A 16,373-nucleotide genomic window follows, 5' to 3' on the forward strand; every position below is an offset into this window, starting at 1 on the left:
CTCCTCGCCGGTGGCGACGGGCGGTACGACGGGCGGCACGGGGGCCGCCGTGGCCCGCTCGGGTGCGGCACCGGCCGGGCGGAAGCGCGGCCGCAGCACACGGCCGGACTGGGCGGAACCGTCCGCGGCGGCGGCCGGGCCGGAAGCCGTCCTGGTGCCGTGGAACCGGCCGCCGGTCACGGTACCGAGGCCGGCGCCCTCCTGGGCACCGGCGGTCCCGGCGGTCCCGGTCTTCGCGGTCACGGCGTGCGCGGCCCTGGCCGTCTGGCCGGCCGAGACGAGCGCCGAGGCCGCGGCGCCGCCGAGGTCGCCGTCGTTCAGGGGCAGCGCGATCGCCCGTCGTATGGACCGGGCCTCGGAGACGGTGGAGCCGGCGGCGGGCGGCGAACCGCCCACCGGATGTTCGGTGGCCATCTGTCCTCCTCAATCGTCATTCGCGGGGGGCGACACGAGAGGGCCGCCGCCTCGCCCGAGGCGGCGGCCGCACTCGCCGTCATCCAGGTGGCGGGCGGCATCCGTCCGAGGACCGGCCTCCAGGACGTGTCGGTGCCGCCGGGCACCGACAGGGGTTGCCCGCCATGGATGACTCGTCGGAACAAGGTGCGTGGGCGGGCCATACGGCACGCTCTGCCATTCTTCGCCCCGCTCCGGGCCCCGCACACCCGGCGGACCGTTCCTTGCCTGATGAGCGGGAGGTTCTGCCCCATCGGGAAACCGGGCGAGCGGGCCCGGCTCAGGCGTCGGGCGCAGGCAGGCCGAGGACGCCGGTGCACCGTTCGGGCCACGGCCCGCCGCCGGGTGGCGCCGTGGCCAGGTCGGCGAGGGCGAGCAGGCGTTTCAGCACGGAGGCGTCGGCGTCGTCGAGGCGGCCCGGGGCGGACGGCGGCGCGGACTCCGGGAGTTCGCGCAGCAGCACCACGGTCGCCCCCGCGCGCCGCACGCTCTGCAGGACCCGCAGACGGGTGCCGGGGGCGAACAGCACCTCCCCGGCCGGGACACCGGTACCGATACCGGTACCGATACCGGTACCGGCGGCGGGATCCGAGTCGCCCGAGGCGCCGGGGCCCGCCTCCGGTTCGGTCAGCACGGCGGCTGCCTTGCGGCCGGTCATGGACCAGATCAGGTAGTGGTCGGCGGGCACGGACGGGTACGACTTGTCGAAGGCGACCGCACCCACCGGCACCGCCTCGCCCAACTCCTCGCCGGGCAGCAGCAGTTCGGCCCGCTCGCCGAACGGCCCGCCGGCCGACCGCACGGCCGCGCCGCGGTACGAGGGCAGCCGGCGCAGGCCCGAGGTCACACAGCCGAGCAGGGGGAGCAGCTCGGTGCCGCCCGCCTCCAGGGATTCCAGCAGGGCGCGGTGGGCACCGGCGTCCGCCGTCAGGTACGAGTGCAGCGCGGCGAGATCGGCGGCGGCCTCCTCCGGGTGCTCGCTGTCGCGCAGGGCCGGCAACCGGGTCAGCGCACGCGTCACCGCGCCGCCGTGGTGGTCCCACCGCTCGCCCAGGTACGTCCGTACGGCGTCGCGTTCGGCCTCGGAACTGCGGTGCGACGGGCGGACGGGCAGCCAGGCCACCGACCGCAGCCCCGGACCGTCCGGACCGGCGCCGGCCCGCTCCGGTGCGGTGCCGCCGGAATCGGCCGCCGCCGGGGGTTCCGTGTGCGGCGGGGCCGAGCTCATCAGCCCGGCCATCGGGGCCATCGGGGCCATCGGCAGGCCGAGTTCCTCTTCGGTGACCGCGGCGAGTCCGGCGAGTCCGGCGACGGTGTCCGTGCCGGTGTCCCGCGCGGCGGGTGGCAGCGGAGGCCACGGCGCCCGCTCGGCGGCGGGCACCTGACCCGCGGGCGGCCAGCCGGACCCGGCGGCCTCCGGGGCCGCGGGCTCCGCCAACGGTGCTCCCGCCATCGAGGGTTCTGCCACCGCGGGTTCTGCCACCGCGGGTTCTGCCACCGAGGGTTCCGGCACCGACGGTTCCGTGACCGGCTGCTCGGCTCCGGACCGGGGCGGTTCAGCGGTCTCGGGTGATTCGAGGACAGGAGCATGGCGGACGGCATCCGGGCCGTCCGGAGCCGCACCGGACGGCACCCTGCCGGTGACCGGTTCCCCGGTCGACGACCCGTCACCCAGGCGTACGGAGCGGGGACCGCCCCCGGTGCCCTCGGCGGAACGGCGGACTCCCAGTGCGGCGGCCGACGCCGTACCGCTCTCTCCTCCCGCGGGACCAACGGCGGAAGCGGTCCGCGGGCCGGCCGGCGTACCGTCGCCGCTCCCGCCGGGGTCCGCCCCGACGACGCCCAACGGCGTGGCGGGAGCGGGCGGCGCGGACACGAGGGTCGTCGGATCGGGAACGGGCGGCGCGTACCCACCCCGCGCGGGCGCCGCCGGGACGGCCCCCTGCGTGACCGGTTCCCCTGCCACGGCCCCCTCCGTGACCGGTTCTCCGGCCGTTCCCCGGAGCAGGCCGGTCGCCTCGCCCTCGGTGCCGCCCGCCGGACCCCCGGCGCCCGTCGTACCCGTACGCCCCCTCCGGCGCACACCCGTACCCGTACCCGTACCTGTACCGCCCGTCGCCGTGACGCCCCTGCTCCCCGGTACCGCCGCTGCCGTCCCCGTCGGCTGCTGGGCCTGTGAGGTCAGTGCCAGGTCGTGGCGGACGGCGAGGCGGCGCAGTGCGCGCAGGGTCCCCGGGGTGGGGTCGCCGAGCAGCTGGATCAGGGTGTGGGTGCGGATGTCGTCCTGGAGCGAGCCGAGCAGGTGCTCCAGCGGGGCCAGCAGGGAGTCGTCCAGGGTGCGGCCGGGGACGCCGATGTCGACGGTCATCACCTCGGCCCGGACCGCCCGGTTCGCCGACGCCGCGGGCAGCCGGGTGCCCTGCGGGCCGATCCACAGGCCCGCGCGGGTCACGGTGACCTGCCACTCCCGGTCGAGCAGCAGGGTGCCGGTCTCGGCGGCGGGGCTCAGCCCGCCGATCGGGGCCCGCCAGGTGCCGATGCGGGGGGCCGGGGGCGCCGCCGCGCCGTCGGCGGGACGGCAGGTGACGGTCCGGATGTACGGCTGCCAGGAGGGGTTGCCCGCCGCGTCGAGCAGCACCGTACGGGCCGTACCGCCGTGTCCCGGTCCGCCCGGTCCGCCCGGTCCGCCCCACGGCGAGCCGCCGTCGCCCCGGGACCGGCCGGCCGCGCGCGGTTCGTCCAGCAGCAGCGGCAGGCCGCCCGCGACCTGCACCTCCGTGCCGAGCAGGTCGGCGACCTCCTGGCCGACGGCGAGCAGGTCGCCGCCGTCGCAGGAGACCAGGCGCACGGTGGAGCGGACCGGCGCGGGCAGCGCGGCCAGCGTGTCGGCGAGGGCGTCGGCGGGCACCGGCGCGGTGCCGGTGGTGTCCACCAGCAGCACCGGGCCGTCGGGGTCCACGGGCAGGGCGTACCGGATCGCGTCGGCGCCCTCGGCCGGTGCCTCGGCCGGCTGGATCAGCAGGCCCGCGGGGATGTGCTCGATCACGCAGCCCGGTGCGGTGTTGGGGGCCACCCGGTCCAGCGCGCTCTGCCAGCCGGGCTCGGGGTGGCGCGGGCCGAGGCCGCGGGGCTGCCGGGCGGGGGAGAACTGCCACCAGCCGCCGGCCGCGTCCGGCAGGTCGGGCGCGAACAGGGTGCCGCCCGGCACCACCATGGCCACACCGGCCGGGGCCAGTACGTCCAGCCCCCACCGGTCGGCGATCCGGCGGGCCGGGCTGGGGCGTTCGGGTATGTCGACGGCGCCGCCGGACATCACCATCCGCAGCAGTGTCGTACCGGCGGCCCGGCACTCCTCCAGCGCGGGTTCCAGCAGGTCGCTCAGGGCGTCGGTGTCGTCGAAGCCGGCGCCGACCAGCACGGTGGCCGTGCCGGGGAAGGCGCCGGCGCCGGTGACCGCGTCCAGCGCCCGGGCCGCGTCGGCCAGTTGCTCGGGGACCGGGCCGGCCGCGTGCACGGCGTACACGCCCTTCGCGCCGGTCAGGCGCAGCGGGCCGCCCTGGCGGGACTTGGAAGACCGGTGCAAGACGTCAACTCGATTCTCAACGTTGTTTTCCGGCGACTTAGTGGCCTCGACTCCGGGAATATACTGCCCGCGAATACGAGTGCAGAAGCGTCCGTCGTTTTCGAGCGACAGCGCGCGATCGCGGAGACAAACAGCGCCTGGAATGTCACGGACCCGGTCCGGGAGTTCGGCGACGGGAACCTCCGGTGTTCCGGAGAATTCCGGAGCGCGCGAGCACAGCATGGCGAAGACAGCGGGAGGCGGCATGGCCGACAGCCGTATACGAGGTTTCCGGTGCACCGGAGGTACGGCGCTCGCCGCCGCCCTGCTGTGCTGCGCCACCGGAACCGCCGTCGCGGACGGTACGCCGAGCCCGCTGCCCTCCGCCGGTGCCGGCACCGCGCCCGCGCTGCGGCTCCCGGTCGTACCGGCCCGCCTCGACCTCACCCGGGCGTCCTGCACCAAGCCGTCCGGCACGGTGACGACCGAGGTGCCGTGGGCGCAGCAGAACCTGGAGCTGACCCGCGCCCACCAGCTGACCCGGGGCGCCGGGGTGACGGTCGCGGTCGTGGACACCGGGGTGTCGGCCGCCTCCTCCGGGCTGTCCGGCCGGGTGAGGGGGCTGGGGGCGGGGGCGACGCAGGACTGTGTCGGGCACGGCACGTTCGTCGCCGGGATCATCGCCGCGGCACCGCGCACCGGGAGCGGTTTCAGCGGGGTCGCGCCCGACGCGCGGATCCTCGCGGTCCGCGGCACCGGCACGGACGGCACACCGGACGAGGCACGGGTGGCCGCGGGGATACGCGCGGCGACCGACGCCGGCGCCGGCGTCGTCGACGTGTCGCAGTCCTTCCCGAGCGGCACGGCCGCGCTGAACTCGGCGCTGGAGTACGCCGCGAGACACGACGTGCTGGTGGTCGCCGCGGGTGTCCCGGACACGCTCACCGCCACCTCGACGGGCAGCGGCGACCAGCGGCCGACCGTCGCGTACTGGCCGGCCACCCGGCCGGAGGTGCTGTCGGTGGTGGACCTGGACATCGACGGCGCCCGGCCGGACGGCGCGGTGGACCCGGCCCGCGCCGACCTCGCGGCCCCCGGGCAGGGGATCACCGGCATCGGGCCGTCCGGCAAGGGGAGTTATCTGGCCAACGGGCCCTCGGTGGCGGCCGCGTTCGTCGCCGGTGCCGCCGCCCTCGTCCGGGCCTACCACCCGGACCTCACCGCCGCCGAGGTACGGACCCGGCTGGTCGCGGGCGCCTACCCGGGCGAGGTGCCGCGCCTGAATCCGTACGGCGCGCTGTCCGCGGTGCTGCCCACGACCGAGCCGTCGGCGAGCACGGCGGCCTCGCACGCGATCCGTCTCACCCCGGTCACCGAGGACCCGGCCCCGGCCCGCCGCGCCTACACCGTCCTGGCGGCGTCCGGCACCGCGGCGGCCGTCCTGACCGCGACGGCCCTCCTGGCCAGGCGCCGCCGCCGCGACCGTACGACGACGGCCGGCGCCTGACGCGGCGCCTGACCCGGTACCGGGCGCGGGCCCGGTACCGCGCCCGCGCCCGGTGTCACAACAGCCCCGGCTCCCGCTCCTCCGCCGTCTCCAGCAGCGCCGTCTGCACCTGGAGCGTGCGCCGCCGGGTGATGTACAGGCCGCGCCCCGGAGGCAGGATGCGGGGCTTGACGTTGTTGAAGAGGTAGCCCTCCGCGGGCGGGCAGGACATCAGCAGGCCGGGGGAGTTGGTCTCCAGCATGCGGCGGACCAGCTGGTCGTTGATGCCGCGCATGGCGCCCGCCGCGGCCCGGGCCACCACCATGTGGAAGCCGGTCTCGTAGCCGAGCGGCAGATGTTCGAGGAGGGGCTCGAAGGGGGTGCGCATCGGCGCCGCGACCAGGTCGTAGTCGTCGACCAGGACGAACAGCCGGGGCCCCTTCCACCAGTCGGCCAGGCGCATCCGGGCGGGGGAGATGTCCTGCCCCGGCGTACGGGTCTTGAGCGCGCGGGCGACGCCGTCGACCAGTTCCCGGAGCTGGTCGACGGAGACGGCGTGGCCGAGCCGGTACTCCTCGGGCACCGCCTCGATGAGGTTCCGGCGGAAGTCGACCACCAGGATCCGGGCCTCGGCGGGCGTGAACCGCTCGGTGATGTTCTTCGCGACCAGCCGCAGCAGGTTGGTCTTGCCGCTCTCGGTGTCGCCGAAGGCCACCAGGTGCGGGGACTCGGCGAAGTCGTGCGAGAACGTGGCGAGTTCGGTCTCCTCGACACCGATCGGCATCCGGAATCGCCGTACCGCCGCGACGGCACCGGCGGCACCGGCCCCGCCGGATCCGGCGGGTGCCGGCACGAACTCCGGCAGCTCCTTCGCACTGAGCAGGGTCGGCAGCATCCGCACCGGCGGCGCGGCCGGCCCCGACCAGTTCTCGGCGACCGCCGACACCAGGTCCCCGACGCCGTCGGCGAGGTCGGCGGCGCCGGTCACGCCGTCGATCCGGGGGAGGGCCGCCAGGAAGTGCAGCTTGGAGTCGATGGTCAGGCCGCGTCCCGGCGAGCGGGGCACGGTGCCGGCCCGCCGGATGTCGACCATGGAGTCCAGCGGGTCGCCCATGCGCAGTTCGAGGCGGGTCGCGGACTGGTCCCGGACGGCCGCCGACAGCTCCACCCAGCGGGCGGTGGTGGTCATCAGGTGGATGCCGTAGCTGAGGCCGCTGGTGGCGATCTGGTTGATGACCGGCAGATGGTCCTGGAAGTCCTGGCGGACCGTGGACCAGCCGTCGATGACCAGGAACACGTCGCCGTGCGGCTCGTCGGCGAACTCGCCCGCGGCCCGGCGCCGGCGCAGCGTGGCCATGGAGTCGATGCCGTGGTCGAGGAAGAGCCGCTCGCGGCGCGCCAGCAGCGAGGTGACCTCGGCGATCGTACGGCCGATCCGCTCGGTGTCCAGCCGGGCCGCGACCCCGCCGACATGCGGCAGCCCGGCCAGCGCGGTGAGCGTGCCGCCGCCGAAGTCCAGGCAGTAGAACTGCACTTCGCGCGGGGTGTGGGTGAGGCTGAGCGCGGCGATCAGGTTGCGCAGCAGGGTGGACTTGCCGCTCTGCGGGCCGCCCGCGATCGCCACATGGCCGCCGGCCGCGGACAGGTCGACGGTGAGCAGGTCGCGCTGCTGCTCGAAGGGCTTGTCGATGATGCCGACCGGGACGGTGAGCCGGCCGCGCTTCGGCCAGTCGGCGGTGGTGAGGCCGAGGTCCGGGTCGGGGGTGAGCGGCGGCAGCAACTGGTCGAGCGTGGGCGGCTGGTCGAGCGGCGGCAGCCACACCTGGTGGGCCGGCGGCCCGGCGTCCCGCAGCCGCCCGATGGCCACCGAGAGGAGCGAGTCGGCCCCGCCCTCCGGTTCGCTGACATTCGGGTCCCGGGCCGGCTCCGGGGCGGCCGGGACGGGCACCGGCGCCTGCCGGGCCGCGACGTACTCGCCGGTCCACGGCACCACCTGCCGGGCCAGCTGCTCCTGGGCGAGCGCGCCGGAGCGCTGCCGGTAGGTGCCGGAGACGTACGCCGCCCGGAACCGGGTCAGCGCCTCGACACCGCTCTTCAGGAAGCCGCTGCCGGGCTGCGGCGGCAGCTCGTAGGCGTCCGGGACGCCGAGCACCCCGCGCGACTCCATGGCGGAGAAGGTACGCAGCCCGATCCGGTACGACAGATGGCCCTCCAGCTGGTGCATCCGGCCCTCGTCCAGGCGCTGCGAGGCCAGCAGCAGATGCACCCCGAGGGACCGGCCGAGCCGTCCGATCATCACGAACAGGTCCATGAACTCCCGGTGCGCGGCAAGCAGTTCGCTGAACTCGTCGACGACCACGAAGAGGCTCGGCAGCGGGGCCAGCGGGGTGCCGGCGGCGCGCGCCCGCTCGTACTCCAGGGCGGAGCTGTAGTTCCCGGCCGCGCGCAGCAGTTCCTGGCGGCGGATCATCTCGCCGTGCAGGGCGTCCTGCATCCGGGAGACCAGCGCGGCCTCCCCGGCCAGGTTGGTGATCACCGCGGAGGTGTGCGGGAGTTCGTCCAGGCCGAGGAAGGTGGCGCCGCCCTTGAAGTCGACGAGGACGAAGTTGAGCGTCTCGGAGGAGTGGGTGAGGGCGAGGCCCAGGACGAGGGTGCGCAGCAGTTCGCTCTTGCCGGAGCCGGTGGCGCCGATCAGCATGCCGTGCGGGCCCATGCCGCCCTGTGCGGACTCCTTGATGTCCAGCTCCACCGGGCGCCCGTCGGCGCCGACCGCGACCGGCACCTTCAGCCGCCCCGACTCGGCGCCGGCCGCCCGGCGCTGCCAGTAGCCGGCCGGGTCGTGGCGGTGCAGGTCGGGGATGCCGAGCAGGCTGGTGAGCTGGATGTCGGACTCCAGCGGGCGGGTCTCCTCGGCGAGTTCGCCGGTGCGCATCGGGGCGAGGAGGGCCGCGACCGAACGGGCCGCGGCCGGGCCGAGCGCGTCGGCGCGGCCCAGCGGGGTGGTCGCCTCCTTGCGGTTGCGGTCGGTGCGCACCAACGCGAGCTCGCCGTCGGCCAGTTCGAGCCGCAGCACGGTGCGGCCGGGCCGCCAGGCGAGCGTCCCGGACAGGTCGAGGACGACGGTGTTGCGGAAGCCCGCCCGGTCGAAACGGTGGCCGCCCGGCAGCCGCCCGCCGTCGAGGACGACGACCGTGAACGGCTCCTCCCGGCCGGGCACCGCGGCCGCGTCGAACGGCGGCCGCTCGGCGAAGTCCGCGCCCAGCAGCTCCTCCAGCTCGTCGGCGGTGGCCGCGATCAGCCGGGCCGGGCCTGCCGCGTCGGTCTCATGGGGATGCAGGCTGTGCGGCAGCCACTTCGCCCAGTCCCAGTCGGCGCGCCGCTCGGCCGACACACAGAACGCGACGACCATGTCCTGAGGGGCATGCATCACCGCCAGTTGGGCAATCATGGCCCGCGCGGTGCCGAGCACCTGCGCCCGGTCGCCGCGGACCAGCACCCGGGCCCAGGTCCGCAGGAACACCGCGATCGGCTGCTCGGGCACCGTGGAGTAGGCGTTGATGAAGGCGCGCAGCGCGTGCGCGGTCAGCGGGTCCAGGTCGGACACCGGCCGGCTCGCCGTGGTGGTCAGCCGCAGCCCCAGCCGCTGGTCGCCGACGGCCAGCCTGACCTCGGCGAAGTCCTCGTCACCGGCCCGGCGTTCCCACAGCCGCGGACTGCGGGCGAAGCTCCACAGCGCCGCCGGGTCGGGATGCCGCCAGGCCAGCGCGCCCTGCTGCTCCGCCACCGCCCGGCGCACCCGGCGCCGTACCCCCGCCAGATAGCGCAGGTAGTCCCGGCGGGCACCCCGGAGCTTGTGCTTGCGTTCGGCGCCGGAGCGCATCAACTGGCCGCCCAGCATGGTGCCCATGGCGATCACCATCACACCGACGACGACATAGGTGACGGGGCTGGAGGCGGAGCCGGGCCGGGTGTAGAGCAGCACCATGGCGCCGGACATCATGGCCATCGGCAGATATGTCATCAGCCCGCTGCCGCCCGGGGCCTGCTCGGCAACCGTCGGCGGCTCCTGGAGGGCGAGGTCGCCCGTGGGCATCTCGGGGCCGCTGCGCCGCGCCGACCTGCGGAAATACACCACACTCAAGGAAACGTCACCTCTGGCTCGGGAACGGACCGGCTGCACGGGCCGACTGGCATGTGTCGTACACCGGGTGGCGGGCGGGCGGTGCACCGGCCGGAACACACCAGGTTGACAGGACACCCGGGTGCACCGCACTGTCGACAACGCCCTCACGGGGACATCGGTCCCCCGGCATCACCTCCGCAGTATCACCTCCGCGGCACACACAGCACATGACCTCAGGCCGTCCTCAGACATGTCCGGGCGACTTCATGTGCGAACGAACCCACCTTCTGAACGAAAGGGCAGACGACCCCGATGAGCGAGAGTCCGGTGGCGGCCTTGCCTGGTACAACCGGTGTGTGCCGACTGACAGTTCGGGCGCCGGAGAAGTCGCTCGACCTCGCCGTGCCGGCCGACATCCCGGTGGCGGACCTGCTGCCGGTGATCGTCGGCTACGCCGGGGACGACCTGCACGAGGCCGGACTCGAACACGGCGGCTGGGCACTGCAGCGCATCGGCGGCGCCCCCCTGGACCCGGAGGGCACCCTGCAGTCGCTCGAACTGCACGACGGAGACGTGGTGTTGCTGCGCCCGGCGACCGAGGCGCTGCCGCCGGTCCGGTTCGACAACCTGGTGGACGGTGTCGCGGCGACCGTCCGCGGGCTGCCCAACGCCTGGTCGCCCACGGTCAGCCGGTGGGCCCTGCGGTCCGTCCTCGCCGCGGTGCTGCTGGGCGCGCTCACGGTGCTCGCGCTGTCCGGCGGCGACCGCGTCGGCCGGGCCGCGGTGTGCGCCGCGGCGACCCTGCTCCTGCTGGCCGGTGCCGGGGCCGCGGCCCGGGTGCTCGACGACGTGCCGAGCGCGGTCCTGCTGGGCCTGGCCACCGGCCCGTTCGCGGCCCTCGGCGGCGCCCTGCTGGTGGGCGGTACGGCCGACGCCCACGCGGGCGGCGCCCGCTGGCTGGCCGGCGCGGCGGCCTGGGGCATCTGCACGGCGCTCGCGATGACCGTCGTCGCCACGCTCCCGGTGGCCTTCGCGCCGAGCGTGCTGGTCGCGGTCGCCGGAGTGCTGGGCGGCGCCCTGATGCTGTCGACGGACGCGGGCGTCGACGGCGCCGCGGCCGGGGTGGCCGTACCCGTGATGGTCTTCGGGGCCTTCGTCCCCATGATCTCGTTCTCCCTCTCCGGGCTGCGGCTGCCCCCGCTGCCGGCCAACGCCGAGCAGCTGCAGGAGGGCATCGACCCGTACCCCAGCGCGGAGCTGACCGCCCGTACCGCGGCCACCGACCAGTGGATGACCGGCCTGTACCTCGCCGCCGGGCTGGTCTGCGCCGGCTGCTTCGCCGGACTCGCCCGGCACCCGCAGGCCCCGCAACTGCTCACCGGCGGCCTGCTGTCCGCGCTGCTCCTGCTGCACGGCCGCAACCTCGGCAACGCCTGGCAGCGCCTCGCGCTGGTGGTGCCCGGCGCGCTCGGCGCGGTGCTGCTGACCGTGTGCGCGGCCCTGCACCTCGGCGCGAACGGGCAGCTGACGGCGGTGGCGATACTGCTGGCCGGGGTGGTGGTCGCGGTCGTGCTGTGGTCGGTGCCGGGCCGCCGGCTGCTGCCGTACTGGGGCCGGGCCGGAGACCTGGCGCAGTCCGCGGCGGCGATCGGGCTGCTGCCGGCGGTGCTGTGGGTGCTGGACGTGTACGCGGACCTGCGCGGGATCAAGGGCTGAGGGCGGGACAGGGACCATGCAGACCCGGCGCGAGCAAGTACAGGCGCACCGCTTCGTCGTCTCCCGGCTGACCACCGGCCTGATGCGCACCGACCCCGACGCCCTGGAGAGCCCCAACCGCCGGACCAACCGCGGCCTGGCCGTCGGCGGCGGCCTCGGCGCGGTGGCGGCCATCGGCTTCCTGGTCTTCGGCTTCATCTCCCCGGGCGGCTCCACCGCCTGGCAGGACGGCAAGACGCTCGTCGTGGAGAGCGGCACCGGCAACCGCTACCTCTACGACGGTTCGCTGCGCCCGGTCCGCAACTACGCCTCCGCCCGGCTGATCGTCGGCACCGGCCTGAGCACCCGCACGGTCCCCGCCGCCTCGCTCGCCGGCACGCCCCGCGGCAGCGCGGTGGGCATCCCGGGCGCCCCCGACACGCTGCCGGCCGCGGACCGTCTCGACACCGGCCGCTGGGAGGTGTGCGCCTCGACCCGCACCACGGGCAGCAGCGCGCACACCCCGGCCACCACCCTGGTCGTGGACGGCGCGACCGCCGGCGCCGGGCTGGCCGCCGGCCAGGCACTGCTGGTCAGCGGCCCGGACCATACCGACTACCTGGTGTGGCGCGGCAACCGCTACCGGCTGGCGTCCGGCACCGCCACCGCCGAGGCGCTCGGCTACGGCGCCACCGACCCGCTGCCGGTCTCGGCGGCCTTCCTGGACGCGCTGCCGGCCGGCGCCGACCTGGCCCCGCCGGCCGTCACCGGCCAGGGCACCGCGGGACCCGCGCTGGACGGCCGCAAGACCCGCGTCGGCCAGGTCTTCGTGGTCCGCACCCCCGGCTCCACCGAGCGCTACTACCTGCTCCTGCGCACCGGCCTGGTCCCGCTCACCGCCACCCAGGCGGCCCTGTCGCTCAGCGGCCCCGGAGTCCGCGAGAAGGCCTACGGCGGTGCCGCACCGGTCGCCGTCGCCATCACCGCCGACGCACTCAACGGGGTCCTGGTGCAAGGCGATTCGGACGTCGAGACGGCCGGCCGCGCGCTGCCGGCCACCCCGCCTGCGCTGCTGCCGGTGAGCCAGACCCAGGCGGCCTGCGTACGGCTGCGGGCGGCCGGCGGCACGACCGCCACGGGAACCGGCACCGGTGCGGGTGTCGGTGTCGGCGTCGCCGTGATCGACGCGGGCGCGCTGCCCGCCCATGCGAAGACCCCGGCCGGCACCGCCTGCCTGCCGGTGGACTCCGTGGCCGTACCCCCGGACGGCGGCAGCCTGGTCCGGGCGCTGGGAGCCGGCGGCGGCCAGGTCGGGAACACCACCTACCTGGTCACCGAGACCGGCATGAAGTACCTGGTCCCGTCGGCCGCGGCGGCCCAGGACCTCGGCTACGACCTGTCCGCCGCCCGCGGCCTGCCCTCCGCGCTGCTGGCCATGCTGCCGACCGGCCCCGACCTGTCCCCGCAGAGCGCGATCGCCGGGGAGGCGACGGCCGGCACCGCACCGGGCTGCGCCGCACGCTGACGGACCCGGCCGTCCCCGCCGACCCGTGCCCAACTCCCGTGCCCCGAAAGGCACTAGAGAGCGTCAAATCGACACAGAGGGGCGTAAGTTTCATTGGGTCATTTGACGTAAGCCGGTGACTCACCGGAGCCATAAAGTGCCGAACGTGCCTGAGAACCAAGCAGATGGAATGTGCGACGCGCTGAGCGTTCCGGTCTCCGTCGTCCTGAGGGCGAGCGACGCGATCCTGGAACACGCCACCGGCGCCTACCTGCAGTCGAGCGCACGCGTGAAACTCCTGGCCGCGCAGGGGCTGCCCGACGCGGACGTGTCCGTCCTCCTGCTGAGCGCCGTGGACGACCACTGGATCAGGGTCATGCGGCAGGACGCCGCCCGCGCCCCCGGCACACCCGTCCCGGTCGTGATGATCGCCGACCGGATCACCGAGCGGCAGCTCTCGCTGGCCGTCGAGTACGGACTGACCAGCTTCCTGTACCGGGGCGACCTGAACCTCGACCGGCTGGTCGACGCCGTCGTCGAGGCCGGCGCCGGGCGCTGCCGGATGCCCGAGGACCTGGTGGCCCACCTGATCGCCGAACTGGGCAACCAGCAGCGGCAGCAGACCCTCACCGACCTGTCCCGCAAGGACGGCCTGCTGGTCCGGGAGATCGAGGTGCTCCGCATGCTCTCCGAGGGCATGAACACGGTCGAGATAGCGGACAAGATGAGCTACTCGGAACGCACCATCAAGGGCATCATCCACGAGGCCGTGAAGAGGCTGCGGGTCAGGAACAGAACCCAGGCCGTGGCGTACGCGATCCGGACCGGCATCTTCTGACCCGGACCGGCATCTTCTGAACCCGGCCCGAAGCAGGAAACACCTGCGAAACGGGACGTTCCTAGACTCCGGGACGTGCGCCTGACAGTGCTTGACGCCCCCACCGAGTGGAGCCGGTTCGCCGAGGGCTCCGTCGAACGCCGGATGCTGCTCGCCCTCGGCGACCGGCTCGGCATCGCGCTGCGCCCGAAGCCGCTGATGCTGCCGGACGGCAGCCGGGTCGAGGTCGAGGGGATCGACGCCCCGGGCCGCGTGCTCGTCCAACTCGTCTGCAACCAGGGCGCCTACAAGCCCGCCTACCGGAACAAGGTCATGGCGGACATGTTCAAGCTGCTCTGGCTGAAGAACTCGGTGCCCACCGCCGAGCGCACGGTCCTCCTCGTCACCGAGGTGATCGTGCAGGCGCTGGGCGGCTGGGTGGCACGCGCCGCCGCGGATCTCGGCGTCGAGGTCTACGTGTTCGACGGCGACACCGTCGTAACACTGCCGCGCCGAACGTAAAGCCGATGAAACGGACCGCCGCGACCGGGTGAAACACGAGGTTTCTACTGTCGGGGGCACCTAAGCGGATTTCCGCGTGGCAGTTCCGCACTCGCCACGCACGCTCTCCGACTTCCAGGATCGGGCCTTCGTGCTCGCGACATGGATGGGAGCGTGAAGGTGACTGGTACGCCAGCACTCGACCTGCGGTCGGTGCGCCGGGTCTACGGATTCGGGCCGTCCGCGACGACCGCCCTCGACGACGTCCACCTGTCGGTACCCGCGGGCCGCTTCGTCAGCCTGATCGGGCCCAGCGGCTGCGGCAAGTCGACGCTGCTGCGGCTCGCGGCCGGTCTGGAGGAACCCGACCACGGCACCGTACGGGTGCACGGTGTGGAGCCGGCCGAGGCGTGTGCCGCCAAGATGATCGGCCTGGTGCCGCAGAGTCCGGCCCTGCTGCCATGGCTGTCGGTGCTGCGGAACGTCACCCTTCCCCACAAGATCAACAAGGGTGCGGCACGCCGCCGGGAGCGGATCGCGGGCAGCGTCGAGCGGACGGCGACCGGCGCTCCGGACATGCGGGAACTCCTGGTCAAGGCCGGTCTCGGGGAGGCCATGCACAAGCTTCCCGCCCAGCTGTCCGGCGGCATGCGGCAACGGGCCGCGATCGTCCGCGCCTTCGGCCTGCGGCCCGACGTCCTCGTCATGGACGAGCCCTTCTCGGCGCTCGACGAGTTCACCCGCGAGAGCCTCCAGGACCAGCTCCTCGACCTCTGGGACGAGCTGAAGACGACGGTCCTGTTCGTCACCCACTCCGTCTCCGAGGCCGTCCGGCTCTCCGACACCGTGGTCGTGATGGCCCCGCGCCCAGGCCGCATCGTCGACACCATCGACGTCGACCTGGAACGGCCCCGCGGCGACCGCCTCTTCGGTGAGCGCCGGTTCCACGAGTACGAGGACCTGATCCGGGACCGGCTGCGCCGGGCCTGGCGCAGTGAAGCCGCGTGAGGGAGGCGGGAGCGATGACCGTAGCCGACGAACGTACCGCGCGGGCCGCCGCCGGGACCGAACCGCCCGCCGAGCCCTCCCGTTTCAGCCTGCGGCATCCGAAGTCCCGGATCGCCTGGATCCGCCCCGCCGTCTGGGCGCCGCTCCTCGTGATGCTGGCACTGCTCGCGCTGCTGTGGCAGTGGGGTGCCGACGAACTGCCGTACCTGCTGCCCCCGTTGGGGAAGATCGGCACCTCGCTCACCTCCGAGTTCGGCTACTACGTCGACAACGCCCTGGTCACCCTGGGCGAGGCGGCCGCCGGCCTGGGGATGGGGTTCGCCGCCGCGTTCGTCCTCGCGGTGCTGACGAGTGAACTCCCGCTGCTGCGGCGGGCCGTCATGCCGATCGCGGTCGTCCTCAACGTGACCCCGCTGGTGGCGATCGCGCCCGCCCTGGTCGTCGCGTTCGGGTTCGGCCCGCTGCCCAAACTCGTCATCGCGGCCCTGATCTGCTTCTTCCCGATCCTCATCAACACCGCCGCCGGACTGCGCTCGGTGCCCCGGCAGGTCCTCCAAGTGTACCGGACGATGGACGCCGGCCGCGTCGAACTGCTCTGGTACGTCCGCATCCCCCACGCGCTGCCGTTCCTGTTCGCCGCGCTGCGCATCGTCCTCCCGCTGTCGATCATCGGTGCCGTCGTGGCAGAGATGTCGGCGTCCGGTTCGACCCGCGGCCTCGGCACCGTGATCAGCGTCGCCTCGTCCATGAACCAGCTCCCGGTCGTATACGCCTCGATCCTCGTCCTCGCCGTCATGGGCGTCCTGCTGCTGCTCGCCGTGACGCTGGTCGAACGCCGCGTCCTGCACTGGCACGACAGCACGCACGACTGACCGGGCCCGCGCCCGCGCCGCTTCGCCCGGGGCCCCCGAGGGCCGGGGCGCCGACGACCCGTGCCTTCCTCCATCCCACGCATCAACGCCCGGCGGACACCGCCAGTCTGGAGTCACCCATGCAGTCGCGCCTCGCCAGATCCGGCCTCGCCGCTCTCGCCGCCGTCGCCCTGACGGCCGTGGCCGCCGGATGCGGATCGGGATCCGACGCCACCACCTCCAAGGGCTCGGAGGGATCCGCGATCTCCGCCGACCGCTGCGCCGAGAACAAGGCCGCCGGGAAGATCACCTACCTCTCCGGCTACCAGTACCAGTCGTCCGCGTCGATCCTCGAATACATCGCCGCGAGCAA

Annotated in this window: 9 protein-coding genes and 2 pseudogenes; 8 read left to right on the plus strand and 3 right to left on the minus strand. The window is 74.4% G+C overall.

What is annotated here, in order from left to right:
• Positions 1-414: pseudogene (locus KVT45_RS53105) on the minus strand (hypothetical protein); the annotation flags it as partial.
• A 319-nt stretch (positions 415-733) separates the two neighbouring features.
• Positions 734-4,036, minus strand: a complete 3,303-nt coding sequence (locus tag KVT45_RS53110) for a hypothetical protein (protein ID WP_217562006.1) — start codon at positions 4,034-4,036, stop codon at positions 734-736.
• A gap of 244 nt (positions 4,037-4,280) precedes the next feature.
• Between KVT45_RS53110 and KVT45_RS53115 the strand changes: the two genes are divergently transcribed.
• A complete protein-coding gene (locus KVT45_RS53115; RefSeq protein ID WP_217562008.1) occupies positions 4,281-5,522 on the plus strand; it encodes a S8 family serine peptidase in 1,242 nt (413 codons plus the stop codon).
• A gap of 55 nt (positions 5,523-5,577) precedes the next feature.
• Here KVT45_RS53115 and eccCa read toward each other — a convergent pair whose 3' ends face one another.
• On the minus strand, positions 5,578-9,636 hold the full coding sequence (gene eccCa / locus KVT45_RS53120) for a type VII secretion protein EccCa (RefSeq protein WP_217562022.1): 4,059 nt from the start codon (positions 9,634-9,636) through the stop codon (positions 5,578-5,580).
• A 315-nt stretch (positions 9,637-9,951) separates the two neighbouring features.
• Here eccCa and eccD point away from each other — a divergent pair, with 315 nt between their 5' ends.
• The 7 genes and pseudogenes from eccD to KVT45_RS53160 all read left to right on the plus strand — a co-directional run.
• Positions 9,952-11,340, plus strand: a complete 1,389-nt coding sequence (gene eccD, locus KVT45_RS53125) for a type VII secretion integral membrane protein EccD (protein ID WP_308311155.1) — start codon at positions 9,952-9,954, stop codon at positions 11,338-11,340.
• A gap of 16 nt (positions 11,341-11,356) precedes the next feature.
• Positions 11,357-12,844, plus strand: coding sequence for a type VII secretion protein EccB (eccB, locus tag KVT45_RS53130; protein ID WP_217562012.1), 1,488 nt, complete (start codon positions 11,357-11,359; stop codon positions 12,842-12,844).
• A 145-nt stretch (positions 12,845-12,989) separates the two neighbouring features.
• Positions 12,990-13,661 (plus strand): response regulator transcription factor, encoded by a 672-nt coding sequence (locus KVT45_RS58305; RefSeq protein WP_217562014.1) that lies wholly within the window; start codon positions 12,990-12,992, stop codon positions 13,659-13,661.
• Positions 13,662-13,736: 75 nt separating this feature from the next.
• Complete coding sequence (locus KVT45_RS53140; protein ID WP_217562016.1) at positions 13,737-14,162, plus strand: hypothetical protein; 426 nt, start codon at positions 13,737-13,739, stop codon at positions 14,160-14,162.
• A gap of 159 nt (positions 14,163-14,321) precedes the next feature.
• Positions 14,322-15,149: an ABC transporter ATP-binding protein gene (locus KVT45_RS53150; RefSeq protein WP_308311154.1), complete on the plus strand. Its 828-nt coding sequence runs from the start codon at positions 14,322-14,324 to the stop codon at positions 15,147-15,149.
• Between the two features lie 14 nt (positions 15,150-15,163).
• Complete coding sequence (locus KVT45_RS53155) at positions 15,164-16,021, plus strand: ABC transporter permease (RefSeq protein WP_254648674.1); 858 nt, start codon at positions 15,164-15,166, stop codon at positions 16,019-16,021.
• Positions 16,022-16,140: 119 nt separating this feature from the next.
• Positions 16,141-16,373, plus strand: a pseudogene (locus KVT45_RS53160) (thiamine biosynthesis protein); the annotation flags it as partial.

It is taken from the genome of Streptomyces sp. GbtcB6 (assembly GCF_019091475.1).
GTDB classification, from domain to species: domain Bacteria; phylum Actinomycetota; class Actinomycetes; order Streptomycetales; family Streptomycetaceae; genus Streptomyces; species Streptomyces hyaluromycini.

Bases quoted from the DNA above. Each gene is read 5' to 3' on its own strand.
- KVT45_RS53115 (WP_217562008.1), top strand. From the start codon at position 4,281: ATGGCCGACAGCCGTATACGAGGTTTCCGGTGCACCGGAGGTACGGCG.
- eccB (WP_217562012.1), top strand. From the start codon at position 11,357: ATGCAGACCCGGCGCGAGCAAGTACAGGCGCACCGCTTCGTCGTCTCC.
- KVT45_RS53155 (WP_254648674.1), top strand. From the start codon at position 15,164: ATGACCGTAGCCGACGAACGTACCGCGCGGGCCGCCGCCGGGACCGAA.